A 23,649-nucleotide genomic window follows, 5' to 3' on the forward strand; every position below is an offset into this window, starting at 1 on the left:
GTGCATCAGGCGTCCGGCGGTGGGGCCGGATGGCGTTTCTTATGGCTTTTGTGTAGGAGCGAGCTTGCTCGCGAACAGCCCCGCTGCAGGAGTTGGTTCGCGAGCAAGCTCGCTCCTACAGGGGAACTTCGTTGCGGGAGCTCAACGCAGGAGGTACGGAATCTCCACGCGCACCGCACCGGTCGGGCAGTCCTTCTCGCAGGGCATGCAGTACCAGCATTCGTCGAAGGCCATGTAGGCCTTCTGGGTGGCGGGGTTGATCGCCAGCAGGTCCATCGGGCAGACCTCGACGCAGACGGTGCAGCCCTTGTCGGCGATGCACTTGTCCTCGTCCACCGTCACCGGGGCGCTGGAGCGGAAGAAGATTTCCTGGGGCTGGTAGGCCATGGCACGCGGTCCTCATCGTGTTGCTTGCCGGCCGTCGTGGCGGCGGGCTGGTTATTCGGTCGAAGGTTCGGCGCGGGGCTCGGGACCCGCTCCCCAGCCCTCCCCCTGAAGGGAGAGGGGGCTTGATCATGCCGGCGGTTAGCGCTGAGCCCGCCGGGCTGCTCTTTTTCCGTTTGGTGTGGCGCAGGCTCCTGTGCGCGCAGGCTGAATCCCCAGTTGCCGCTCGCGCCGGACAGCTTCCTCTACCGCTTGCGGGAGAGGGCGGGGGGAGAGGGGCTCTGCGAGCAGCCGAAACCCCTCAAGCCGCCTCGCTCTTCACCCGTAGTTTCTCGTAAGCCTGCTGCTCGTCCTCATCGAGCGCGATCACATAGCGCTCGATGGGCTTCTTGAAGCTGGTCATCTCGCCGTCGTCGCCCTTCTTCAGGTGCGCATGGCAGAACCAGTCGGCGTCGTTGCGCAGCGGGTAGTCGACGCGGTGGTGGTACAGGCCCCAGCGGCTCTCGGTACGGAACAGCGAGGCGCGGGCGGCCATCTCGGCGCAGTCGCGGATCACGCTGACTTCCATGGCGCGCATCAGCTCGTGGGGGTTGTTGGCCTTGAGCTGGTCGAGGTCGCGGGCGATCTCGGCGAAGCGCTGCAGGCCGATCTCCATCTTCCTGGTCACCTTGGGCGGCTGCAGGTAGTCGTTGACCATGCGCCGCAGCTTGTACTCCACCTGTGCTGGCGGCAGGCCGTGCTCGCGCTTCAAAGGGGCGAAGACGCGTTCACGCTCGCGCTCCACCTGGGCGCTATCGACCTCGCTGAACTCGCGGTCGGCCACGTATTGCGCGGCATTGGCCCCGGCGAACCAGCCGTAGGTGAAGGCGCCGAGCATGTAGTTGTGCGGCACGGCAGCCATGTCGCCGGCCGAGTACAGGCCCTTGACGCTGGTCTCGGCCTTCTCGTTGACCCATACGCCCGAGGCCGAATGGCCGGAGCAGAAACCGATCTCGGAGATATGCATCTCCACCATCTGCTGGCGGTAGTCGGTGCCACGGTTGGCGTGGAACTGGCCGCGGCTGGGGCGTTCGTTGCTGTGGAGGATTTCCTCGATGGCCTGGATGGTTTCCTCGGCCAGGTGGTCGAGCTTGAGGAATACCGGGCCGTTGCCGCCTTCGAGCTCCTGGTGGAACTCCCACATCATCTGGCCGCTCCAGTAGTCGCACTCGATGAAGCGCTCGCCCTTGCTGTTGGCCGTATAGCCACCCAGCGGGCCGGTGACGTAGGCGCAGGCCGGGCCGTTGTAGTCCTTGATCAGCGGGTTGATCTGGAAGCACTCCAGGTTCGAGAGCTCCGCGCCCGCGTGATAGGCCATGGCGTAGCCGTCGCCGGCATTGGTGGGGTTCTCGTAGGTGCCCATCAGGTAGCCGGACGAGGGCAGGCCCAGGCGGCCGGCGGCGCCGCAGGCGAGGACCACGGCCTTGGCGCGGATCACCTGGAACTGCGCGGTACGGCAGTCGAAGCCGAGCAGGCCGTTGACCGCGCCTTCTTCGTCGGTGAGCAGGCGGGTCACCACCAGGCGGTTGGTGATCTCGATGCGGGCGCGCTTGAGCTGGCGGTACAGCACCTTCTTGATGTCGTGGCCCTCGGGCATGGGCAGCACGTAGGCGCCCATGTGGTGGACCTTCTTCACCGCGTAGTCGCCGACCTCGTCCTTCTCGAACTTCACGCCCCAGCGGTCCAGTTGCTGCAGGGTCTCGAAGCTGTGGGTGGCATAGGCGTAGACCGCCGCCTGGTTGACGATGCCATCGTTGGCGACGGTGATTTCCTTGGTGTACTGCTCAGGCGTGGCGTGGCCGGGAATGATGGCGTTGTTCAGCCCGTCCATGCCCATGCTGATGGCGCCGCTGCGCTTGACGTTGGCCTTGTCCACCAGCAGCACGCGCAGCTCGCGGTTGGCTTCCTTGGCCTTGATCGCCGCCATGGGGCCGGCGGTGCCGCCGCCGATCACCACGATGTCGTAGGCGAGTTCCTTGTCCTCGGGGATCTGGGAGAGATCGAACTGGGTCATTGGTGCTGTCCCTTGTGGCGGTCGATGCGCAGGCGGTACTGGAAGGCGTCGCCGCGGTAGTAAAGGTGTTCGTAGTCCAGCGGTGCGCCATCGGCGGTGTGGGTCAGGCGTTCGATGCGCATCACCGGCGAGCCTTCTTCCACCTCCAGCGCGCGGGCCAGTTCGGCATCGGCGAGGATGGCGTCGATGGCGAGGTCGGCATGGCCCAGGGGCAGGGCGCAGTCGTTTTCCAGGATCAGGAAGATGTCGCGGCTGACCAGGTCGGCCTTTTCCAGCCGCTTGCCAACGGCCTCCGGCAGCCAGGTGATTTCCAGCGACACCAGCTCGCGGTTGACCAGGCGGGCACGCTTGATCTGCACCACGTTCTCGCCCTCGGCGACTTGCAGACGGGCGGCAACCTGGGCGTTGGCGGGCACGGTCTTGAAGCTGCGCAGGCGGTTGATCACCTCGTAGCCGCGCTGGGTCATGGATTCGCCCAGGCCTTGCAGGGTGCTGACGTTCTGGAAGGCCTTGGGCTTGGCGACGAAGGTGCCCTTGCCGTGAATCTTGAAGATCAGCCCTTCCTTCTGCAGGTCGCCCAGCGCCTGGCGCACGGTAATCCGGCTGACCTCGAAGGCCTTGCCAAGCTCGGCCTCGGACGGCATGCGGCTGAGCGGCGGATAGGTGCCGTCGAGGATGCGCGTGCGGAGGATTTCCTTCAGCTGGCTGTACAGGGGAACGGGGGAGAGGGGGAGTAGTTCGGCCATAGTTCATAACTTGTTATGACGAGTTGCCGAAACTATAAAAGGAATAGCTGATTCAGGACAAGAAACGATTTCGCATAAGCATAGAAAGCGCCGTCAGCAGGGGCATCTCAGGTTATTTTGTAGGAGCGAGCTTGCTCGCGAACTGCCTGATGCCAGAGCGCCCGGGTAATCCGTTCGCGAGCAAGCTCGCTCCTACAGGGTCAAAAGCCCTTGCGCGAGATTTCCGCCCCATAGGGCGGACATAACCTCAGAACGGCCGGCTGCCAGACAGGCTGATGCGCTTCAAACGGCGCTTCTCGCTTGCCGGGAAGGCGTTGCGACCATGCAGCACGGCCTGGTTGTCCCACCAGACGATGTCGCCCACCGACCATTTGTGGCTGTAGATCAACTCGGGCTTCTGCAGGTGTTCGCGCAGCCGCTCGACCAGTGCGGCCCCTTGCACGGGATCGGCACCGGGGATTTCCACCTCGGTGTGCACGGAGAGGAACAGCACGCGCTTGCCGTTTTCCGGATGGGTGCGCACCAGTGGATGCTCGGTGCCCTGGATGGGCTCGATGTCCGGGGTGCGATAGCGCACGAAGGTGCCGTTGTAGCCGCCGCTCTTCAGGCGGATGAACGGGTTGTAGTTGATCAGGCGCAATGGGTCGATCTCGGCGCGGGTCGCCTCATCCAGTGTCTCGTAGGCGCGGGCGAGGTTGGTGAACTGGGTTTCTCCGCCGGCCCTGGGTACCTCCAGGGCGTAGAGGAAGGAGCCGGAGGAGGGCACCGGCGTCCATTGGTGGTCGACGTGGGCCGGCAGGGCGAAGTTGCCCAGTTCACCGTCCTCGGTGTTGGCCACCTTGACGATGTCCGGGGCCTTGCCGTCTGCACCGGAGGACAGCACGGGCACATCTGCCGGCGGCTGGAACACCGCGCCGAACAGCGTGGCGAAGCGCAGGTATTGCTGATCGTCCAGGTCCTGGTTCTTGAAGATCAGGATGTGGTGCTCGCGGTGGGCCTGCCTGATTGCCAGGATCTGTTCCGGGGTCAGCGGCTCGCGGGCGTCTAGACCACGCACTTCGGCGCCCAGCGGGGCATCGAGGGGGACGATGGCGAAGGGTTCGGGGGTGGGTTGTTGTACGGCGTTGGATTGGGTCATCTCGAGAATCCTGAGTTTGGGGCTTCCCTCACCCCAACCCTCTCCCGGAGGGAGAGGGGGCAGTCCGATGCAGCGGGTCATCCCGTTGCGCCGATCTACTCCCTCTCCCCCTGGGAGAGGGCGGGGGTGAGGGGCTTTGGGGAAAGGCTCAAACCTTCTTGATTGTCCGGCTGCGTTGCCCATCGATACCCACCGGCACTTCGCCGCTGAGCGTCACGCGGCGCACGATGCGCGGCTGGGTGCCGTAGTCGTCGACGGCATAGTGCTGGGTCGCGCGGTTGTCCCAGATGGCCACGTCGCCCGGCTGCCAGCGCCAGCGCACGGTGTTTTCCAGGCGGGTGACGTGGCTCTGCAGCACGGCGAACAGGTGCGCCGAGTCGTGCTGCGAGAGGCCCTTCAGGCGCTTGACGAAGTGCCCGAGCAGCAGCGTCTTCTCGCCGCTGATGGGATGCACGCGCACTACCGGGTGCTCGGTCTCGTAGACGGTGGAGGTGAACACCTTGCGGTATTCCTCCAGGCGCGCCGGGTCGACGTTCGGGCGCACGCTGGCATAGTCGTATTCGTTGCTGTGCACGGCCCAGAGCGAGTCGGCCAGCGCCTTCAGCTCCGGCGTCAGGTCGTCGTAGGCGGTGGCGGTATTGGCCCAGACGGTATCGCCGCCAGACTCCGGTGCCACCACGTTGCGCAGGATCGACGCCTTGGGATAAGCGTCGACGAAGGTCACGTCGGTGTGCCAGGAGTTGGCGCGGCGGCCCTGGGCGCCGTCCAGCTCCAGCAGGTAATGGGTGCCTTCCTGCACCGGCACGGTGGGGTGCGCCACCGGCTCGCCGAGCAGCTTGGCGAAGGCTTCCTGGCCCTGGTCGTCGAGCTGGGTCTGGCCACGGAAGAAGATCACCTTGTGCTGCACCAGCGCAGCCTGGATGGCCTCGATGGTGGCGGCGTCGAGATCGCCGGAAAGCGTCACGCCGCGAATTTCCGCGCCGATGCGGCCGGCTACCGGGTGGATGTCCAGGTGTACCAGGTCTTGCTGAATGGCTTGTGCTGCAGTGCTCATCTCATCGTCCTCTTGCTGTGGCAATAGCGCCGCGCCTGGGAGCGCGGCGGATGGGGATCAGAAGTCGTAACGGACCGACGCGCCCAGAGTCCGCGGCTGCCCCACCGAGGCGGTGTAGGAGCCGTTGATGCTGGCGAAGGCGGCCAGGTAGTAGTCCTTGTCGAAGGCGTTCTTCAGCCAGACCGAGGCGTCCAGCTGGCCGTCGCCGAGGTCCTTGCGCAGGCCGACGGAGAAGTTCGCCAGGCCGTAGCCGTCGATCTTCGAGAGGTCGGAGTTGTCCAGCGTGCCCTCGGCCTCGGAGCGGTAGGAGTAGCTGCCGGTCACGTACGGGCGGATGCCGTCGTCGAGGTTCCAGGCGTATTCGCCATTGAGGTTGGCGATCCATTTCGAGGCGCCGACCACGCGTTGCCCGGTGAGGTCGCAAGTGGCGGGCGCGCCGGGCTGGGTGGAGATTTCCGCCGGGCACGGTGCGTCCTTGAACGACAGGTAGGTGACGTCGTTGTAGGAACCGTTGAAGTTCAGCGTCAGGCCGCGAATGGGCAGTGCGGTGGCCTCGAATTCCAGGCCGCGCGAACGCACGCTGCCGGCGTTGGAGAGCACCGAGACCAGCTGGGTCGAACCCGGCGGCTGGTACAGCGTGGTCGCCTGGTAGCCATGGATGCCGGTCCAGAAGAGGTTGGTGTTGAGTTGCAGGCGGTTGTCGAACAGGGTGGTCTTGATCCCCAGTTCGGCGTCGTTGGCGCGCTCCGGGCCGACCAGCAGGGAGTCGGCGCCGGCCGTTGGCGCACTGGCCACGGCCAGGTTCACGCCCCCGGACTTCTCGCCGTGGGACAGCGAGGCATAACCGAGCAGGTCATCGGTGAACTGGTAGCTCAGGCTCAGCAGGGCCGAGGGCGCGAAGCTGTAGAGGCTGAGGTCGCCCGAGTCGTAAGCGCCCAACTGGTTGCGCCGAACCACAGCGCCGACGCCGGTTACCGGCGCGCCACCGACCGGGTCGAAGCGCTCGACCTTGGCGTCCTTCTCCTCGTAGGTGCCGCGCAGGCCGGCGGTGAAGTCCAGCTTGTCGGTGAGGTGCCAGGTGCCCTGGGCGAACAGCGCAAAGCTGTCGGTCTCGATCTTGCCGTTGGCCTTGGAGTAGGTGTTGTTCAGGGCGTTGAGGTTCGCCCCCAGCAGGTACGGGTCGGCCAGCGGGCCGTAGTCGGTGAAGGTCTTGTTGCCCAGGTTCTGGTTGAAGGCATAGGCGCCCAGCACGTAGTCGAAGAAGCCGCCGGTGGGCGAGGCCAGGCGGATTTCCTGGGAGAACTGGCGGTCGTGGACTTCCACGCCGGTGTTGTTGATCGCCGAGACGTTGAGCTGCTCGTCGTTGGCCGGGGTGAAGTGCCAGTAGCGATAGGCGCTGATGGAGGTCAGCTTGTAGCCGCCGTTGAGGTTCCAGTTGGCCTCCACCGAGCTGCCGCCCTGGTGCACGCTGACGTGCTGGCGGCTGTTGATGTTGACCTTGTGCCGGTCCGGATCGCGGATCGGCGAAGCGCCTACCGCGGCAGCGCGCTGCCAGAAGCGGTCGGCGGCGCCATAGACCACCATGCTGCCGTTGCTCGAATCCTCCTCGTTGTAGTCGTTGATCCAGCGCAGGTCGAAGTCCTCGTTGGGCTTGAACAGCAGTTGCCCGCGGATGCCCTGGCGCTCGCCGCCGTTCAGGTAGTTGTCGTCGTGGACGTTCTTGATGTAGCCGTCGTCGCGGGTGCGGTAGGCGGACACGCGCCCGGCCAGGGTGTCGGTCAGCGCGCCGGAGACGGTGCCCTTGCCCTGGAAGTAGCCGTCCTGGCCACCGGAGACCTCGACGCTGCGCTCGGGGCTGAAGGTCGGGGCGCGGGTGCTGATGTTCAGCACGCCGGCCGTGGTGTTCTTGCCGAACAGGGTGCCTTGCGGGCCGCGCAGCAGTTCCAACTGCTCGATGTCCAGCAGGTCGAACACCGCCATGCCTGGGCGGCCCAGGTAGACGTTGTCCAGGTAGACCCCCGCGCTGCCTTCCAGGCCGTCGCTGGCCGGGTTGTTGCCGATGCCGCGCACGGCGATGCTCGACTGCCGCGCGTGGATGAAGGCGACGTTCACACTGGGCAGGATCTGCTGCAGGTCCTGCACCTTGTAGACGCGCTGGGTTTCCAGGGTTTCGCCGCCGACCACGGTGATCGGCGTGGGCACCTTCTGCGAATCCTCCTCGCGGCGGCGGGCGGTGACTGTCACCTTGCCCAGGGTGGCATCGGCCTTGGCCGGCGCGGCGCTGACGGGCTTGCTGGTTTCGCCGGTGGTGCTGCCGTCCTCGGCTTCCTCGGCGAATGCCGGTAGCGCGCCGCCCAGGGCCAGCAGGACGATGGCGTAGCGCAGCCGGTGGAGTTTGAAGGGGAAGGGCAAATGTCTCGAAATCATGCTGTGTCCTTATCTGCCGGCGCCAATCGCGGGCAAAACGGGGCCGCGCCACGCAGCAGTGGCGAACGACGTTTTCGGTGGGGTTGAAGCGGCTTCTGCTGTCAGCGACAGCGGGACAGGCACATTCGCGAAGAAAGGAGGGGCAAGGCTGACATCGGGCGACTCCTGGTCTGAGCTATATTCTTAGTTCATAAAAGAATAGATGTTTGCTTTATTCTTCGTTGACGGAATAAGAGCTTGCATTTAAAACCAGCGCATAACGAGCGGCAAATGCCTTTGCCCACTATTTTCAATGCCGGAAATGCATCATGGATCTGCGCCAACTCCGCTACTTCATCGCCCTCAACGAACACCGCAGCTTCGTTCGCGCGGCCGACGCCATGGGCATTACCCAGCCGGCGTTCAGCCGCAGTATCCAGGGCCTGGAGCAGGAGCTGGGCTGCCGCCTGGTGGACCGAGGCAGCAAGGACCTGCGGCCGACTCCCGAAGGCCAGGTGGTGCTGCAGCACGCGCTGAGCCTGGTGCAGGGCGCGAACAACCTGAGCCATGCGGTCGCGAGGCTGAACAAGCTGGATTCGGGCGAGTTGCGCTTCGGCAGCGGGCCGGCGCCTGCACAGAAGCTGGTGTCCGACGCGGTGTCGCGCTTCGTCCAGCGCTACCCGCGCATCCACATCCAGTTCGGCGTGGACAACTGGGAGCGCCTGGCGCGCAGCCTGAGCCGCGAGGAGATCGAATTCTTCGTCGCCGACATCCGCCATTTCGAAGCCGACCCGAACTTCCAGACCCGCGCGCTGAAGCCGCGCAGCGGCCTGTTCTTCTGCCGCCAGGGGCATCCGCTGCTGGCCAAGGAAAGTCTCTCCACCAACGACATGTTTGCCTACCCGCTGGCTGCCACGCTGATCCCCCCCAGCGCGCGGAAGATGCTCGCCAACCTCAGCGGGAAGATCGACATCACCACCAATGTGCAGTGCGAGGACATGGCCTCGCTGGTGCGCATCGTCAGCCAGACCGACGCCATCGGCATCGCCGTGGAGGAGGCGCTGAGCGAGCCCATGGCGCGCGGCGAACTGGTGCGCCTGCACTTCCGCAACCTGCCCATCAATGTCGATATTCTCCAGGCCCGTTGCGGCATCGTCACCCGCAGCGGCGACCGCCTCTCGGCAGCGGCGCGGGCAATGATCGAATTGCTGGTGGACCTCGACGCAGGAGTGGAGAGCGCGGTGGCGTGAGGCGGTTTGTCATGGGAACAAAACGATCCGGTAGGGCCAGCAGCTAAGATAGGCTGACCGCACTGTCCATGGCTGCCTGCACTGAACCTCTCCTTCCGCCCCGCCCGGATCACCGATGTCCCCTACGTCCAGCGCGGCGAAGAGGCCTATATCCGTCAGTGGGAGCCCGCCCATGAGGCACGCTGGAGGGAAGGCTTCGACCGGCATCTGGCGCGCTGGCTCGAACACTTCGAGCATCTGACCATTGCCGAGCACGCCGGCGAAAGCGTGGGCTATAGCTTTTGGATGCCGGAAGATGGCAACGCGGAACTTTGCACCCTGGGCGTCAGCACGGCGTGGCGGGGCAGGGGTGTCGGTGCAGCGTTGTTGCAGCGCTACATCGAGGATGCCCGGCAGGAAGGCTACACGCGACTCAAACTCAGTGTGCGCCCCGACAACCCGGCGCGGCGCCTGTATGAGCGCGCCGGGTTCCAGCCACGGGGTAGCGACGCCCTGGGCTATCGGCAGTACGAATTGCTGATCGACTGAGGCGTCAGACCCACTCGGTGCTGCGCTTGCGCCGCACGCGCAGCATGGTCGGCAGGATCAGCCCGGCGAGCAGGCCGGCGCCGGCGATGCTGCCGCCGTAGGCCATGTAGCGCATCAGCACCTGCTTGTTCTCGTCGCCCAGTTGCGCCTGGGCATCGCGCAGTTGCGAGCGGGCTTCGTTCAGCTCGCTATCCAGCGCGGTGCGTGCGGCCTGAAGTTCGTCGATGAGCTTCTTGCGCGCATCCAGGGTTTCCTGCATGCCCTGGACACGGTTCTTCCAGCTGTCGTCGATGGTCTGCAATTGCGTGGTCAGCTCGGTGACCTTCTGCTCCAGCGCCGGCAGGCGTTCGGCCTGGCCGGGCTTTTCCTGTAGGTCCTTGCTGGCGATCCACACGCTGTTGCCGCTGTCGCTGCGCACCTGGCTGTAGTCGCCGGAGGTGCTGAGCAATTGGACCTTCTGCCCGGAGGTGAGGGTGCCAACGATGCGATAACCATCGGTGGGGCCGCTGCGCACATAGGTGCTCAGGCTGTCGTTCACCCAGCGCGCGTTGCTGGCGGGCTCCTCGGCCTGGGCCGGAGCACCGGCTGCCAGCAGGCCGGCAAACAGGCAGGCACCGAGGGCGCGGGTCTGGAGGGGAGAAACTCGTGCGGGGAAGCGACGCGATAGGGACATGGGCAATCTTCACATGACTTGGAACGAAACCCGCCTTGCGGGAGCGAAAACGCCGGCCGGGCAATTTATTCAGAACTGGCCGGGTGGCCAATGGCCAGGAAACCCACCCGGGGGGCCGACAGCACACAGACAGTCGTCGGATGCCGAGAGTTCACCGCTGGGAAAATGCACGGATGAGTGGTGGGAAAATGCCTGCACTGCCGGGGCAGTCCGTGCGCCGGATAACCGAATCGTCATCCTTGCCTCAGCTTCCCGTTAGCGGCGGCTTCGTAAGGTGGAGTCACTTTCAACCACCCATGAGGTGACTGCCATGCAACTCTCCCGCTTCTTCCTGACCGCCGCCCTGCTGGGCACTTCCTCCCTGGCGCTGGCCGACGGTGGCGGTGACATCACTTTCGCCCGCATGGAACAGGCCCGCCAGCAGGCCATGCAGGCTCGCGAGGGCGCCCCGTCGCCGATGCAGATCGCCGAAGCAAAGCAGTACACCTACGGGATGAACCTGGACATCGCCGAAGTCGTGGCGGTGACGCCAATGAGCACCGACTGCGGCGTGGTCCCGGTGCAACTGCGCTACAAGGATTCCTCCGGCGAGGAGCAGGCCATCGAGTACCGCACCGAGCGCGTCGCCTGCCGCGCTACCCGCTGATTCAGTCCGGCGAGGCGGGGAATTTCAGGAGGAAGCGCGTCGGCCCTTCCTCCGAACTCTGCGCGCTGGCGGCACCCAGGTGCAGCTCCATGATCGAGCGCACGATGGCCAGCCCCAGGCCCGTGCCGCCCTGCGCTCGCGAGCGGCCCTTGTCCACCCGGTAGAAGCGCTCGAACAGGTGCGGCAGGTGCTCGGCGGCAATGCCCGTTCCGGGGTTCTGCACCGCTAGCGTCACGGTTGCGCCATCGTCCCGCACTTGCACGCTGATGCATTCGCCCTCGGGCGTGTGGCGGATCGCGTTGGAGAGCAGGTTGGAAATGGCGCGCTGGATCATCAGGCGATCGCCCACGACCTGCCCATGCCCCTCGATGGCGATGCGCAACGACCTTTCCTCCGCGCTGAAATCGAACAGCTCGGCGACCTTCGCCGCTTCCTCCTCCAGCTGCACCGCCTCCTGCGGCAGCAGCGCGCGCGGGTGGCTGACCTGGGCGAGGAACAGCATGTCGCTGACGATCCGTCCGACCCGTTCCAGCTCTTCGGTACTGGCGGCCAGCACCGCTTCGTACTCGTCCTTTTCCCGCGGCCGCGACAGCGTCACCTGTGCCTTGCCCAGCAGGTTGCCGATGGGCGAGCGCAGCTCGTGGGCGATGTCGTCGGAGAACTGGGTGAGCTGCTGCACGCCGCCATCCAGCCGATGCAGCATCAGGTTCAGCGCCCGCGCAGCCTTGCCCAGCTCCCGTGGCAGGTCCTGCACGGGAATGCGGTGGCTGAGGTCCTGGGTGGTGATCAGCGAGGCCACCTGGCCGAACTGCCGCAAGGGCTGCAGGCCGCGCTTGGCCACCAGGCGCGCACCCAGGGCAATGAGCAGCAGCAGCGGTGGTACCGCCAGCCAGGCCGAGCGCAGGAGGGCGCCGAGCAGGGCATCGTCGTCACGCCGATCCAGGGTCAGGAACACCCGCAGGGTATTGCCGTCGCGCAAGCGGACCAGGCCCCGCTCGGTCAGCAGGCGGCGACCGTCCGCCGAGGTCCAGCCGAAGGCGCGGCCACTGCCGGCGAACTCATCGAGCGCCGCTGCGTCGCGGGGCGGCCCGCTGCTGAATCGCGGCGGCTGCCCGCGTTGCTCGTCGAGCAGCGCGGCGCTCAGGTTGTCGTGGCCCATCAGCTGGTCCTGCAGGGCATGGCCGCGCAAGGGCAGGGCAGCGAGGCCGGGGTCTGCGTCCAGCGCGTGACGCAACTGCCCGAGCTTGTCTTCCAGCTCACGGTGGGCGCGCTGGTCCAATTGGTGGTCGAGGGCGAGGTAGGCCAGGGTAAGCAGCAGGACCATCAGCACCGAACCCAGTACGCCGACCCACAGGCCGATGCGCAGCGACAGGCTGGCCGGCTTCATGCGCGCGCTTCCAGCACGTAGCCGACCCCGCGCAGGGTGTGGATCAGCTTGTCGGCGAAGGGATCGTCGATCTTTGCCCGCAGGCGGCGGATGGTGACTTCCACCACGTTGGTATCGCAGTCGAAGTTCATGTCCCAGACCAGCGAGATGATCTGCGTGCGCGAGAGCACCTCGCCGCTGCGGCTCATCAGCAGGTGCAGCAGGGCGAACTCCTTGCTGGTCAGGTCTATTCGGCGGCTGTCGCGGTAGGCGCGGTGGCGGCCGGGGTCAAGCTCCAGCCCGCCGATCTCCAGCACCTGGGGCTGGTCGATGCGTTCGCTGCGGCGCATCAGCGAGCGCACGCGGGCGAGCAGTTCGGGGAATTCGAAGGGCTTGAGCAGGTAGTCGTCGGCGCCCAGGTCGAAGCCTTTCACCCGTTCGGTGAGGCGACCGCGGGCGGTGAGCATCATCACGCGGATATCGCTGTGCTGGCGCAGGCTGGCGAGTACGTCCCAGCCATCCATCTGCGGCAGGTTCACATCGAGGATGACCAGGTCGTAGGCGCACTGCCGCGCCAGGTGCAGGCCATCGACGCCGTTATCGGCACGGTCGACCACATAGCCGCTTTCGCTCAGCCCCTGTTGCAGATAATCGGCCGTCTTGTGGTCGTCCTCGATGAGCAGGATTTTCATCAATAGTTACTCGGTAATTGCGTGAGAAATAATGCCAGGGACACAGGAAAGTTCGCCGAGCCCTGTAAAGCGCGCGCAGTCTAGAAGCTGTAGCGACTTCAGGGTCAATCGCGACGATGTTGTATTCGGCGTTGTTCAGAAAACCGGGGAAGTTCTGCAGGTGACTGCTCTTGAAGGGTTTTCTGGGGAATGCAGGGCTGCCGGGAATTTCGCGAATTGTTTCCTGAAGTTACCTGGAAGAGGTGCGAGGCCTTTTTAAATACATACAACGAGAACTCCCCGGCTGACCAATTACATGTTTGTAATTATCCAGTCACCTTGTCGCTAGAGAGGCGCCCCTAGATTCGCCGATGGAAATGACGGCATGCCGTCGAAGTTGACTCCATCGTGCGAGGTTCGCCGTGTTTGCAAGACGTACTGGGTTCGTTCCATGGGCGGGGTTGCTCGCCTTGTTGCTCTGGCAGTCGCCTGCCTGGGCGCAAAGCCGAGAGATCGGCATCGAGGAGGCGCTGCAGGCTGCGGCCAATGGCAATCCCGAACTGTCTGCCAGCGCCCGTGAGATCGGCATTGCCCAGGGCTTGCGCGAGCAGGCCGGCCTGCTGCGCAACCCGACGCTGTCCTGGGAGCAGGAAGGCACCGAATCGCGCAATCGCACCACCACGGTGGGCATCAGCCAGCCGCTGGAGCTGGGCGGCAAGCGGGGCGCGCGGGTGGAACTCGCGGAGCGCGGCCAGGCCGTCGCCGCGCTGAGCCTGGAGGCGCGGCGCAACCAGCTGCGCGGCGAGGTGATCGCAGCGTTCTTCACGGCCTTGCGCGCCCAGGAGCGTGAACGGCTGGCACAGCAGTCCGTCGAGCTGGCGCGGCGTGGCGTGGCCGCGGCTGACGGGCGTGTCCGCGCCGGCAAGGCCCCACCGCTCGAGGCCGATCGTGCGCAGGTACAGCTGGCCGAAGTGCGCCTGGAGCAGGATCGCGCCCGCCGCGACCGCGCCGACGCCAACCAGGCGCTGGCCAGCCTGATGGGGCTTGCCTCGCCGGACTTCACCGGCGTGCGCAGCGAGACAGCCCGTTCACTGCCCGGCCTGCCCTCCAGCGAAGAGCTGTTGCGCCGTCTGGCCGACAGCGCCGAGATGCGCCTGGCGCAGAGTCGCATCGATGTAGGCGAGGCCGCCGTGCGTCTGGCGAAGACCCAGCGGATTCCCGACCTCGATGTCAGCCTGGGCAGCCAGGAGGCCATCGAGGACGGCAACCGCGACCGCATCGCGGTGATTGGCCTGAGCCTGCCCTTGCCGCTGTTCGACCGCAACCAGGGCAACATCCTCGCCGAGTCGCGCCGGGCCGATCAGGCTCGCGACCAGCGCAACGCCGTCGAGCTGCGTCTGCGCCAGGAGACCCAGCAGGCCTGGCAGCAGTGGAGCACCGCCCAGGGCGAGGTCAATGCCTTCCGCCAGACCATCCTGCCCACCGCCCAGACCGCCGTGGAAAGCGCCACTCGCGGTTTCGAGATGGGCAAGTTCGGCTTCCTCGAAGTACTCGACGCCCAACGCACCCTGATCGCCGCGCGCGACCAGTACCTGCGCGCGCTGGCCCAGGTCAGCGATGCCTGGGGCCGTATCGAACGGGTCTACGGCGATGTCGGCGCGGCCCGCTAAGGCTCGCCGCGCCTGGCTCGCCCTGCTGCTGGTGACCCTGACGCCGTCTGCCGCGGCGCCGACGGCGGGCCTGCCGGTGCATTGGTGCGTCCACGACCTCTTCAGCAACCTCCATCACCTTGCGGTGCCAGCGTCACAGCGCGGTGCCGGCGGATACTTCCCGGAGCTTCCATGATCAACAAAACCCCTCTCGCCGCCGCCGTGCTGCTCGCCTCTGCGCTGGGTGTCAGCGCCTATGCCTGGATGGGCAGCGAACAGGCCGGCGGCAACCACCACGACGATGCGACCCACGCGGACGGCGAGCACCACAATAGCGTGGCGCCGACCCTTCATGCCGAAGCGGCGAGCCATGCCGACGGTGAGCATCACGCCACCCAGGAAGCCGAAACCGAAGAGCAAGGCCTGCATCTGACCCCGGCACAGATCGAGGCAGCCGGCATCCAACTGGTCACAGCCGGGCCGCAGGCGCTGGACGAGGCATTCAGCCTGCCCGGCGAGATCGGCTTCGACCAGGACCGCACTGCCCACGTCGTACCGCGCACGCCGGGCGTGGTGGAGTCGGTGGCGGTTGAGCTCGGGCAGAACGTGAAGAAGGGCGAGCTGCTGGCCGTGATCGCCAGCCAGCAGGTGTCCGAGTTGCGCAGCGAGCTGGCCGCCGCCCAGCGCCGGGCGAGCCTGGCGAACAAGACCTTCGAACGCGAACGCGAGCTGTGGCAGGAGAAGATCTCCGCCGAGCAGGATTATCTCCAGGCCCGCCAGGACCTGGAGGAAGCCCGCATCGCCCTGGCCAATGCGCAGCAGAAGACCAACGCCCTGAGCGGCGTGTCGGCCAGCGCCGGCGGCAACCGCTACGAGCTGCGGGCGCCGTTCGACGGCGTGGTGGTGGAGAAGCACCTGGTGCCCGGCGAGGTGGTCAGCGAGACCACGGCGGCGTTCACGCTGTCCGACCTGTCGCGGGTCTGGGCCAGTTTCAGTGTCGCACCGCAGGACCTCGCGCGGGTTCAGGTGGGCAAGCCGGCACGGGTTGAAGCGGCGGACCTGGGCATGCAGGTCGACGGTCGCGTGAGTTACGTCGGCAACCTGCTCGGCGAGCAGACCCGCAGCGCGGTGGCCCGCGTGACCCTGGCCAATCCCGATGGCGCCTGGCGCCCGGGCCTGTTCGTCAACGTGCGGGTCAGCAGTTCGGCACGCCAGGTGCCGGTCGCGGTGCCGGAGCAGGCCGTCCAGGAGGTGGAAGGCCAGCCGAGCGTATTCGTGCGCAACGCCGAAGGCTTCGACCCGCGCCCGGTCAACCTTGGGCTGCGCAGCGCCGGCCAGGTGGAAGTGCTGGCGGGACTCTCGGCGGGTGATCAGGTGGCGGCCGAAGGCAGCTTCATTCTCAAGTCGGAGCTGGGCAAGAGCTCGGCGTCCCACGCTCACTGACGGGGCGCCAGCATGTTCGAACGCATCATTCGTTTTGCCATCGAGCAGCGCTACCTGGTGCTGCTCGCCGTCCTCGGCATGGCCGGCCTGGGTATCGCCAGCTACCAGAAACTGCCCATCGACGCGGTGCCCGACATCACCAACGTACAGGTGCAGGTCAACACGTCTGCTCCGGGCTTCACGCCGCTGGAGACCGAGCAGCGCATCACCTACCCGGTGGAAACCGCCATGGCCGGCTTGCCGGGCCTGCAGCAGACGCGCTCGATTTCGCGCTCGGGGCTGTCGCAGGTGACGGTGATCTTCAAGGAAGGTACCGACCTGTTCTTCGCCCGCCAACTGGTCAACGAACGCCTGCAGCAGGCGCGCGAGCAGCTCCCAGAGGGTGTCGAGTCGGCCATGGGGCCGATCTCCACCGGCCTGGGCGAGATCTTCCTGTGGACCATCGAGGCCGAGCCGGGCGCGCGCAAGGAGGACGGCAGCGAGTACACGCCGACCGACCTGCGGGTGATCCAGGACTGGGTGATCAAGCCGCAACTGCGCAACGTGCCGGGTGTGGCCGAGGTGAACACCATCGGCGGCTTCGCCAAGCAGTTCCAGGTTGCCCCGGATACCCGCCGGCTGGCGGCCTACCGGCTGACCCTGGCGGACGTGATCGCTGCGCTGGAGCGCAACAACGCCAACGTCGGCGCCGGCTACATCGAGCGCAACGGCGAGCAGTTGCTGGTGCGTGCGCCGGGGCAGGTGGGCAGCCTGGAGGACATCGCCAACATAGTCGTGGCCAATGTCGACGGCACACCGATCCGCCTGCGCAATGTCGCCGAGGTCGGCCTGGGGCGCGAGCTGCGCACCGGCGCCGCCACCGAGGACGGCCGCGAAGTGGTGCTCGGCACGGTGTTCATGCTGATCGGCGAGAACAGCCGCACCGTCGCCAAGGCTGCCGCGGCCAAGCTGGACGAGATCAACCGCACGCTGCCGGCCGGCGTCAAGGCGGTGACCGTCTATGACCGTACACAACTGGTCGACAAGGCCATCGCCACGGTCAAGCGCAACCTCACCGAGGGGGCGATCCTGGTGGTGGCGGTACTCTTCCTGTTCCTGGGCAATATCCGCGCGGCGTTGATCACCGCCATGGTGATCCCGCTGGCGATGCTGTTCACCTTCACCGGCATGTTCAGCAACCGCATCAGCGCCAACCTGATGAGCCTCGGCGCGCTGGACTTCGGCATCATCGTCGATGGCGCCGTGGTGATCGTCGAGAACGCCATCCGCCGCCTGGCCCACGCACAGCAGCACCACGGCCGCCTGCTGACCCGCCGCGAGCGGATGCACGAGGTCTTCGCCGCATCGAAGGAGGCGCGCCGCGCGCTGATCTACGGGCAGTTGATCATCATGGTGGTGTACCTGCCGATCTTCGCCCTCACCGGCGTCGAGGGGAAAATGTTCCACCCGATGGCCTTCACCGTGGTGCTGGCGTTGCTGGGCGCAATGATCCTCTCGGTGACCTTCGTGCCGGCGGCCATCGCGCTGTTCATCAGCGGCAAGGTGAAGGAAGAGGAAAACCTGCTCATGCGTGGCGCGCGCCGCGCCTATGAACCGGTGCTGGACTGGGTGATGGCGCGGCGCGCGCTGGTGTTCGCCTGCGCCGCGGTGCTGGTGCTGCTCTCCGGCCTGCTGGCCAGCCGCATGGGCAGCGAGTTCGTGCCCAGCCTGGGCGAGGGCGACTTCGCCCTGCAATCGCTGCGCACGCCGGGCACCAGCTTGTCGCAATCGGTGGCCATGCAGGAGGCCCTGGAGCGCCAGGTGCTGGTCAAGGTGCCGGAGGTGCAACGCATGTTCAGCCGCACCGGCACCGCGGAGATCGCCTCGGACCCGATGCCGCCGAATATCTCCGACGCCTACGTGATGTTGAAACCCAAGGAGCAGTGGCCCGATCCGAAGAAGAGCCGCGCGCAGCTGGAAGCGGAAATCCAGGAAGCAGCCAATGGCGTGCCGGGCAGCGCCTATGAGCTGTCGCAACCGATCCAGCTGCGCTTCAACGAGCTGATTTCCGGGGTGCGCAGCGACGTGGCGGTGAAGGTCTTCGGCGACGACATGGCGGTCCTGAACCAGACCGCCGAGCAGATTGCCGGCGTGCTGCGCCAGGTGCAGGGCTCGTCCGAGGTGAAGGTCGAGCAGACCAGCGGCCTGCCGGTGCTCACCGTGAACATCGACCGCCAGCGTGCCGCGCGTTACGGGCTGAATGTCGGCGACATCCAGGACAACGTCTCCGTGGCCATCGGTGGCCGCGAGGCGGGCACGCTGTTCGAGGGCGACCGCCGCTTCGACCTGATCGTGCGCCTGCCGGAAAGCCTGCGCAGCGACATCGACGCCCTGTCACGCATGCTCATCCCGGTGCCGGCCCCGGCCAATGCCACGGATTCGCGCATCGGCTTCATTACCCTGGGCGAAGTGGCACGCCTGGAACTGGTGCAGGGGCCGAACCAGGTCAGCCGCGAGAACGGCAAGCGCCTGGTGGTCGTGAGCGCCAACGTGCGCGGGCGGGATATCGGTTCGTTCGTCGCCGAGGCGAGCGGCAACATCGAGCAGCAGGTGAAGCTGCAGGCCGGCTACTGGACGACCTGGGGCGGCCAGTTCGAGCAGTTGCAGTCGGCGGCGCAGCGTTTGCAGATCGTGGTGCCGGTGGCGCTGTTGCTGGTATTCACGTTGCTGCTGATGATGTTCAACAACGTGCGCGACGGGCTGGTGGTCTTCACCGGGATTCCCTTTGCCCTCACCGGTGGCGTGGTCGCGCTGTGGCTGCGGGATATCCCGCTGTCGATCTCGGCAGGCGTCGGTTTCATCGCGCTGTCCGGCGTGGCGGTACTCAATGGCCTGGTGATGATCTCCTTCATCCGCAGCCTGCGGGAGGAGGGGCGTGGCCTCGACGCGGCGATCCGCGAGGGCGCATTGACCCGCTTGCGCCCGGTGCTGATGACCGCGCTGGTGGCCTCGCTGGGCTTCGTGCCCATGGCCCTGGCCACCGGCACGGGTGCGGAAGTGCAGCGGCCGCTGGCGACCGTGGTGATCGGCGGCATCCTCTCGTCGACCACGCTGACGCTGCTGGTGCTGCCGGCGTTGTATCGGTGGATGCATCGGCGGGATGAGGATGCCCGGGGGCAGCGGGAGGGAACTGGCCTCGGCCGCTGGCGAGCCGGGCAGATGTACGGTCGGGAAATGCTCTGAACTATCCCGGCCGGGATGTTTCCATCGATGGAGCGTCCGCCACTCCGACGCTCTGTCCGGCACAGGGGTGGCAGCGGCTCTGGCCGCCTGCCTGTGCCCCGAGCCACCAGCGTACAGGGGCAGTACTGTCCCGGGAGATGCAGCGTGAAAGAGGAAATTGTACCCGAGCCGCGGCCGGGGCCGATCGCCGAGCACGACAAGCCGGGCGAAAGACCGCCCAGGACACCGGTGCGCAAGGACGAGCCTGATCCTGCGCGTCCAGGCCCCGTGATCGAAGAGCCCCATGAGAAAAACGACCGCCCGGAGGGCGATTCGAAAGATCGGCGGTAACCGTGGTGGATGCCTGGTGTGGGGCCCTGGAAATGCCCGCCCCAGGCATCGCACGGATCGATCCCCCTGTGTCGCCCCGCCAGCGCTCGGAGGTCACTTGCAGCGCTGCCGCTCGCTCCTGGCCGTAGCAGTCGGAGACGTGCTCTCTGTCGGTTGTCCGCCCGTGCACCCGGCTGCCGAGGCGACTGACAGTCTTCCCGCCTATTCATCGCTCCAAAGGGAACGACGAACTCCGCGCAGCGATTCCGGCCCATTTCTGGGCGATTGCCTCTATTGACCTCAGGCTAGGTTGAGGTTTTAGAGTCCGGCCCGAACCTTTGCGCAGTGGCGAATTCGCCCCTGCGCAAAAGCACACTGGACAGGCAGGCGCCGGGGAGACGTTCGATGAACATCATGATTGTGGGCGCGAGTCGGGGGCTGGGCCGCGCGCTGGCCGAAGGCCTGGGACGGGCGGGCGATAGCGTGGTGGGCGTATCGCGCAGGCGGCCGGATGCATTGGCGGCCGTTGAAGGCGTCCAGCTCGAGTGGATCGAAGCCGACCTGTCGGTCGCCGGAGAGGCCGCGTCAGCCATCGAAGCGCAGGCGCCTGCCGAGCTGGATGTATTGATCTGCAATGTCGGCATCTGGGAGGAGGAGGCCTTCAGCGAAGGCTATTGCTTCCTCAGCGATTCCGACGAGTCCATCGGCAGGCTGGTCGACGTGAACATCACCGCCACGCTGTTCCTGCTCAGGCGCCTGGTTCCCAGGCTGCTGGACTCGCCACGGCCGCAACTGATCCTGACCGGGTCGACATCCGGCTTGCGCCAGAGCGGACGTCCCGAGGTGACCTTCGGTGCTTCCAAGTTTGCTCTCAATGGCATGGCCGATGCGCTGCGCGAGGGCTTCAGGGACAGCAGGCTGGCGGTGAGCGTGCTCCAGCTGGGTTACCTGAACACCGAGGATCCGCTGACCACGCCCCTGGCGGATGCCGCTCGCCGAGGAGGAGGCCATCAGGTTCCAGTGCATGATGTGGTGCGAATGGTCGATGCGTTGTTGCAGCTTTCGGGAGCTTCGTTCGTCCGCGAGCTGGTCCTGCCGGCGATTCGAGACGAGCGCTTCTGACATCGCACCTTCCAGGCTCCACGAAAAAAAGGCGCCCTGGCGGGCGCCGAGGGTTCCTCTTCCTCCAAAGGGGCACGTGGAGCGCCAGGAAGTGGAGCAGTCTTGCGGGGGAAAACATCACCAGAAGCCTTGGGGGGCGGTGATGCCTTCCGTTATACCCAGGGGCGCCTAACGGCAGGCTGATGCGCAGCTGACAATTCCGTCATCCGCCTGCCAGGCGCCGGCCTTACAGCACGGCCAGCGGGTATTCGATGATCAGCCGCACTTCGTCCAGGTCCGATTCGAAGGCGGTGGCGCGAGTCGTCGCCTGGCGCACGCGCAGCGACAGGTCCTTGAGCTGGCCTTCCTGGAATACGTACTTGGCCTCGATGTCGCGCTCCCAGCGCTTCTGGTCGGTCAGCGGGTCGCCGTTGTCGTCGCGGCGCATGTACACGGCGTTGGCATTGGAGTAGTCGGCGTCGGTACCGCGGGCGTAGCGGGTCATGAAGCTCAGGCCGGGCACGCCGTAGGTGGCCATGTCGAGGTCGTAGCGGACCATCCAGGAGCGCTCCTTCGGCGAGTTGAAGTCGCTGTACTGGATGGAGTTGTCGAGGTAGATCGAGTCGGCCTGGCGCAGGTAGTCGAAGTCGTTGTTGCCGTTGTTGCGCTGGTGGCTGACGGCGATGCGGTGCGCGCCGAAATGCACGCCGGCGCTGGCGCTCCAGATGTTGGTGTTGAACTCGCCGAGCAGCTCGCGCCCCTCGTCCTGCGACTTGTAGTAGTTGAACCCGCCGAACAGCTCCACTGCCTCGCTGAGCGGGAAGTTCAACGCAGTGCCGAAGTAGTACTGGTTCCAGGCGTCCTTCAGGCGGCTGCTGTAGAGGCTGACGCTGGCATTGTCATTGATCGCGTAGTCACCGCCGCCGTAGGCAAGCCAGGACGAATCCACCGGGCCGGCGTAGAAGGTGGCGAAGCCGTCGTCCATCTGCCGTGATTGCGGCTGGCTCATGGAGTGCAGGCGGCCACCCTGCAGGGTCAGGCCTTCCAGGCTGGTGTTCTGCAGGGTGAAGCCGCGGAAGGACTCGGGCAGCAGGCGCGAGTCGCCGTAGTGCACCACGGGTGTCTCCGGGAACACGTCGCCGACCTTCAGCACCGTGTCCCACAGGCGCACCTTGGCCGCGCCGCCGGCCTTGGAGTAGTCGCTTTCGGTGCGGCCGTCGTTGTCGGTGGGCAATACGTCCACCGAACTGCCCGCGCCGTTGCGGCCATCTCCGGTATCGAGCTGGAAGCCGAGCATGGCGAAGGCGTCCACCCCGACGCCGAGCGTGCCCTGGGTGAAGCCGGATTCGAACCTGCCGATGATCCCGTGGGCCCAGACTTCCGAGTAGCCGTTGCCGCGCGGCGGTACGGACTGGCCATGGCGGGCGTCGCGGTTGAAGTAGAGGTTGCGGTTGAGGATTTCCAGGCTGGCGCCTTCGATGAAGCCTTCGGGCTTCTCTTCGGTTGTCGCTTCGGCGAAGACGGTCGGCGATGCGATGCCCAGTGCCAGCAGCGAAGCCGCCAGCGGGAATTTGCGTCGGTATTTTCGAGGCGTGCGATACATGAATGTGCTCCTAAGGGCAGGATGGTCGGTTACCGCCTGCTGTTGTTGTTTTCGCCCAGGCGTGGCGAGGGCCACGGGCATCGTGTAGGAGCGTGGATAACGAGCCGGTGAGCGGCGGATGACAAATCTGTCAGGCAGCGGCGGGGCAGCGCTGGCAGGCAAACCGATGTCGGAACCAGGCAATCGTTCCCGGCGGTCGATGCCTAGGGTGGCGAACCCTCACCGAAACGATCTGGAGCCGACATGTCCGATTTCATTACCGTGCTGCGCGACACCTGCCCGACGCCCGTGCTGGATGCCACCAAGTGGCAGCGCATCGGCGGCGACCCGCACACCGTCAACCTCAATGCCTACCTGTCGGCGGACGGCAGCAAGATCATGGGCACCTGGATCTGCACCCCCGGCAAGTTCCAGGTGAACTACGAGAAGTGGGAGTACTGCCATTTCCTCGACGGCTACTGCGTCATCACCCCCGAGGGCGAGCAGCCGATCCATCTGCGCGCCGGCGATGTATTCGTCATCGAGCCGGGCATGAAGGGCACCTGGGAAGTGGTGGAGACGGTGCGCAAGTACTTCGTCTTCGCCTGACCAGACGGGTATGAAAAAGGGAGCCGACAGGCTCCCTTTCTGCGTTCCGGGCGGCTCACTGCGGGCCGTCGCTGACCGACCAGCTGGCCGCCGATACATAGGGCGCCAGTGCCAGTTCGCCGACCAGGGCTTCCAGCAGGCTGTCCTTGTCGCTGGGGGCCAATACCAGCGCGGCCACTTCCACTTCGCCGCCGGTCTTGCGCGCGTGGCTCTCCAGGCTTTGCAGGGCCAGGCCGTTGGCACTCAGGCGGCGCAGCAGGGTGGAGCGCACCAGCGCTTCCTGGTGGGCCTCGGTGACGGCCTCGACCGTGTAGTAGCGCTCGCTGCTCGGTTCCATCGGCGCGTGACGCTGGATCCAGCGTGTCACCGAGGGCAGCGTCAGGTTGCACAGCACGATCAGCAATGTGGCGACCAGCGCTGCCGCGAGGAAGCCGCTGCCGGCCAGCACGCCTACCGCCCCGGTGCACCAGACCGTCGCCGCGGTGCTCAGGCCGCGCACGCTGAGGCCGTCGCGCATGATCACGCCGGCACCGAGGAAGCCGATGCCGGTGACCACCTGCGCCGACATGCGCACTACCTGGTCCTCCGCGCCCATGAGGAAGGGCAGGGTGGCGAAGGTAGCGGCGCCGAGGGAGACCAGCCCGTGGGTGGCGACCCCGGTGAAGCGCTGGCGCCACTGGCGCTCCATGCCGATCAGCGCGCCGAAGCAGAGCGCTGCGAAGAGGTCGAGGATGATGTCGAAGTACATGCCGTGGTGCTCCGCGCCGGCCTTGCGCCGGCGCCCGTGGGAGGGCGCGTGCCCCGCTATGGTTGAAGATG

At 66.2% G+C, this 23,649-nt stretch carries 19 protein-coding genes; 8 read left to right on the forward strand and 11 right to left on the reverse strand.

The genetic code is table 11. From position 1 onward, the window contains the following. Positions 1-141: 141 nt before the first annotated feature. The 6 genes from GJV37_RS11315 to GJV37_RS11340 all read right to left on the reverse strand — a co-directional run bounded on the left by GJV37_RS11315 (position 142) and on the right by GJV37_RS11340 (position 7,802). Complete coding sequence (locus tag GJV37_RS11315; protein ID WP_024767017.1) at positions 142-387, reverse strand: 4Fe-4S dicluster domain-containing protein; 246 nt, start codon at positions 385-387, stop codon at positions 142-144. A 298-nt stretch (positions 388-685) separates the two neighbouring features. Then, positions 686-2,437 (reverse strand): fumarate reductase/succinate dehydrogenase flavoprotein subunit, encoded by a 1,752-nt coding sequence (locus GJV37_RS11320; protein WP_170858694.1) that lies wholly within the window; start codon positions 2,435-2,437, stop codon positions 686-688. Next, positions 2,434-3,183: a GntR family transcriptional regulator gene (locus GJV37_RS11325; RefSeq protein ID WP_038803188.1), complete on the reverse strand. Its 750-nt coding sequence runs from the start codon at positions 3,181-3,183 to the stop codon at positions 2,434-2,436. The genes GJV37_RS11320 and GJV37_RS11325 overlap by 4 nt, the downstream gene beginning before the upstream one ends. A gap of 247 nt (positions 3,184-3,430) precedes the next feature. Then, a complete protein-coding gene (locus GJV37_RS11330; protein WP_193452481.1) occupies positions 3,431-4,321 on the reverse strand; it encodes a TauD/TfdA dioxygenase family protein in 891 nt (296 codons plus the stop codon). 148 nt (positions 4,322-4,469) lie between these two features. Beyond that, complete coding sequence (locus GJV37_RS11335) at positions 4,470-5,375, reverse strand: TauD/TfdA dioxygenase family protein (protein WP_024767020.1); 906 nt, start codon at positions 5,373-5,375, stop codon at positions 4,470-4,472. Positions 5,376-5,432: 57 nt separating this feature from the next. Then, on the reverse strand, positions 5,433-7,802 hold the full coding sequence (locus GJV37_RS11340) for a TonB-dependent receptor (protein ID WP_193452482.1): 2,370 nt from the start codon (positions 7,800-7,802) through the stop codon (positions 5,433-5,435). A 308-nt stretch (positions 7,803-8,110) separates the two neighbouring features. Here GJV37_RS11340 and GJV37_RS11345 point away from each other — a divergent pair, with 308 nt between their 5' ends. Further along, positions 8,111-9,031 (forward strand): LysR family transcriptional regulator, encoded by a 921-nt coding sequence (locus GJV37_RS11345; RefSeq protein WP_193452483.1) that lies wholly within the window; start codon positions 8,111-8,113, stop codon positions 9,029-9,031. A gap of 150 nt (positions 9,032-9,181) precedes the next feature. Then, positions 9,182-9,559, forward strand: coding sequence for a GNAT family N-acetyltransferase (locus GJV37_RS11350; RefSeq protein WP_246228323.1), 378 nt, complete (start codon positions 9,182-9,184; stop codon positions 9,557-9,559). Between the two features lie 4 nt (positions 9,560-9,563). Here GJV37_RS11350 and GJV37_RS11355 read toward each other — a convergent pair whose 3' ends face one another. Continuing rightward, the gene (locus GJV37_RS11355) at positions 9,564-10,232 is read right to left on the reverse strand and encodes a TIGR04211 family SH3 domain-containing protein (RefSeq protein WP_084357761.1); all 669 of its coding nucleotides are present in this window, start codon (positions 10,230-10,232) and stop codon (positions 9,564-9,566) included. Positions 10,233-10,542: 310 nt separating this feature from the next. Between GJV37_RS11355 and GJV37_RS11360 the strand changes: the two genes are divergently transcribed. Continuing rightward, positions 10,543-10,878 (forward strand): DUF2790 domain-containing protein, encoded by a 336-nt coding sequence (locus tag GJV37_RS11360; protein ID WP_024767026.1) that lies wholly within the window; start codon positions 10,543-10,545, stop codon positions 10,876-10,878. A 1-nt stretch (position 10,879) separates the two neighbouring features. Here GJV37_RS11360 and GJV37_RS11365 read toward each other — a convergent pair whose 3' ends face one another. Further along, complete coding sequence (locus tag GJV37_RS11365) at positions 10,880-12,265, reverse strand: heavy metal sensor histidine kinase (protein ID WP_193452484.1); 1,386 nt, start codon at positions 12,263-12,265, stop codon at positions 10,880-10,882. Continuing rightward, positions 12,262-12,936 carry a heavy metal response regulator transcription factor gene (locus GJV37_RS11370; RefSeq protein WP_054909263.1) on the reverse strand — a complete coding sequence of 225 codons (675 nt, stop codon included), beginning with the start codon at positions 12,934-12,936 and terminating at the stop codon, positions 12,262-12,264. Before GJV37_RS11370 ends, GJV37_RS11365 begins: the two co-directional genes overlap by 4 nt. A 440-nt stretch (positions 12,937-13,376) precedes the next feature. Here GJV37_RS11370 and GJV37_RS11375 point away from each other — a divergent pair, with 440 nt between their 5' ends. The 4 genes from GJV37_RS11375 to GJV37_RS11390 all read left to right on the forward strand — a co-directional run bounded on the left by GJV37_RS11375 (position 13,377) and on the right by GJV37_RS11390 (position 20,660). Continuing rightward, entirely contained in the window at positions 13,377-14,585 is a 1,209-nt protein-coding gene (locus GJV37_RS11375) for a TolC family protein (protein ID WP_170858701.1), read from the forward strand. Positions 14,586-14,756: 171 nt separating this feature from the next. Further along, the gene (locus GJV37_RS11380) at positions 14,757-16,007 is read left to right on the forward strand and encodes an efflux RND transporter periplasmic adaptor subunit (RefSeq protein ID WP_170858702.1); all 1,251 of its coding nucleotides are present in this window, start codon (positions 14,757-14,759) and stop codon (positions 16,005-16,007) included. 12 nt (positions 16,008-16,019) lie between these two features. Next, positions 16,020-19,229: a CusA/CzcA family heavy metal efflux RND transporter gene (locus tag GJV37_RS11385; RefSeq protein WP_193452485.1), complete on the forward strand. Its 3,210-nt coding sequence runs from the start codon at positions 16,020-16,022 to the stop codon at positions 19,227-19,229. 714 nt (positions 19,230-19,943) lie between these two features. Next, positions 19,944-20,660 (forward strand): SDR family NAD(P)-dependent oxidoreductase, encoded by a 717-nt coding sequence (locus GJV37_RS11390; RefSeq protein ID WP_169887618.1) that lies wholly within the window; start codon positions 19,944-19,946, stop codon positions 20,658-20,660. 226 nt (positions 20,661-20,886) lie between these two features. Here the strand turns inward: GJV37_RS11390 and GJV37_RS11395 are convergent, their stop codons facing one another. Continuing rightward, the gene (locus tag GJV37_RS11395; protein WP_024765775.1) at positions 20,887-22,242 is read right to left on the reverse strand and encodes an OprD family porin; all 1,356 of its coding nucleotides are present in this window, start codon (positions 22,240-22,242) and stop codon (positions 20,887-20,889) included. 243 nt (positions 22,243-22,485) lie between these two features. Between GJV37_RS11395 and GJV37_RS11400 the strand changes: the two genes are divergently transcribed. Then, positions 22,486-22,830: a cupin domain-containing protein gene (locus tag GJV37_RS11400; RefSeq protein ID WP_037014773.1), complete on the forward strand. Its 345-nt coding sequence runs from the start codon at positions 22,486-22,488 to the stop codon at positions 22,828-22,830. Between the two features lie 55 nt (positions 22,831-22,885). Here the strand turns inward: GJV37_RS11400 and GJV37_RS11405 are convergent, their stop codons facing one another. After that, positions 22,886-23,578 (reverse strand): MgtC/SapB family protein, encoded by a 693-nt coding sequence (locus GJV37_RS11405; RefSeq protein ID WP_037014770.1) that lies wholly within the window; start codon positions 23,576-23,578, stop codon positions 22,886-22,888. Positions 23,579-23,649 lie beyond the last annotated feature (71 nt).

This window comes from Pseudomonas nitroreducens (genome assembly GCF_010994165.1).
In the GTDB taxonomy this organism is placed as follows: Bacteria; Pseudomonadota; Gammaproteobacteria; order Pseudomonadales; family Pseudomonadaceae; genus Pseudomonas; species Pseudomonas nitroreducens.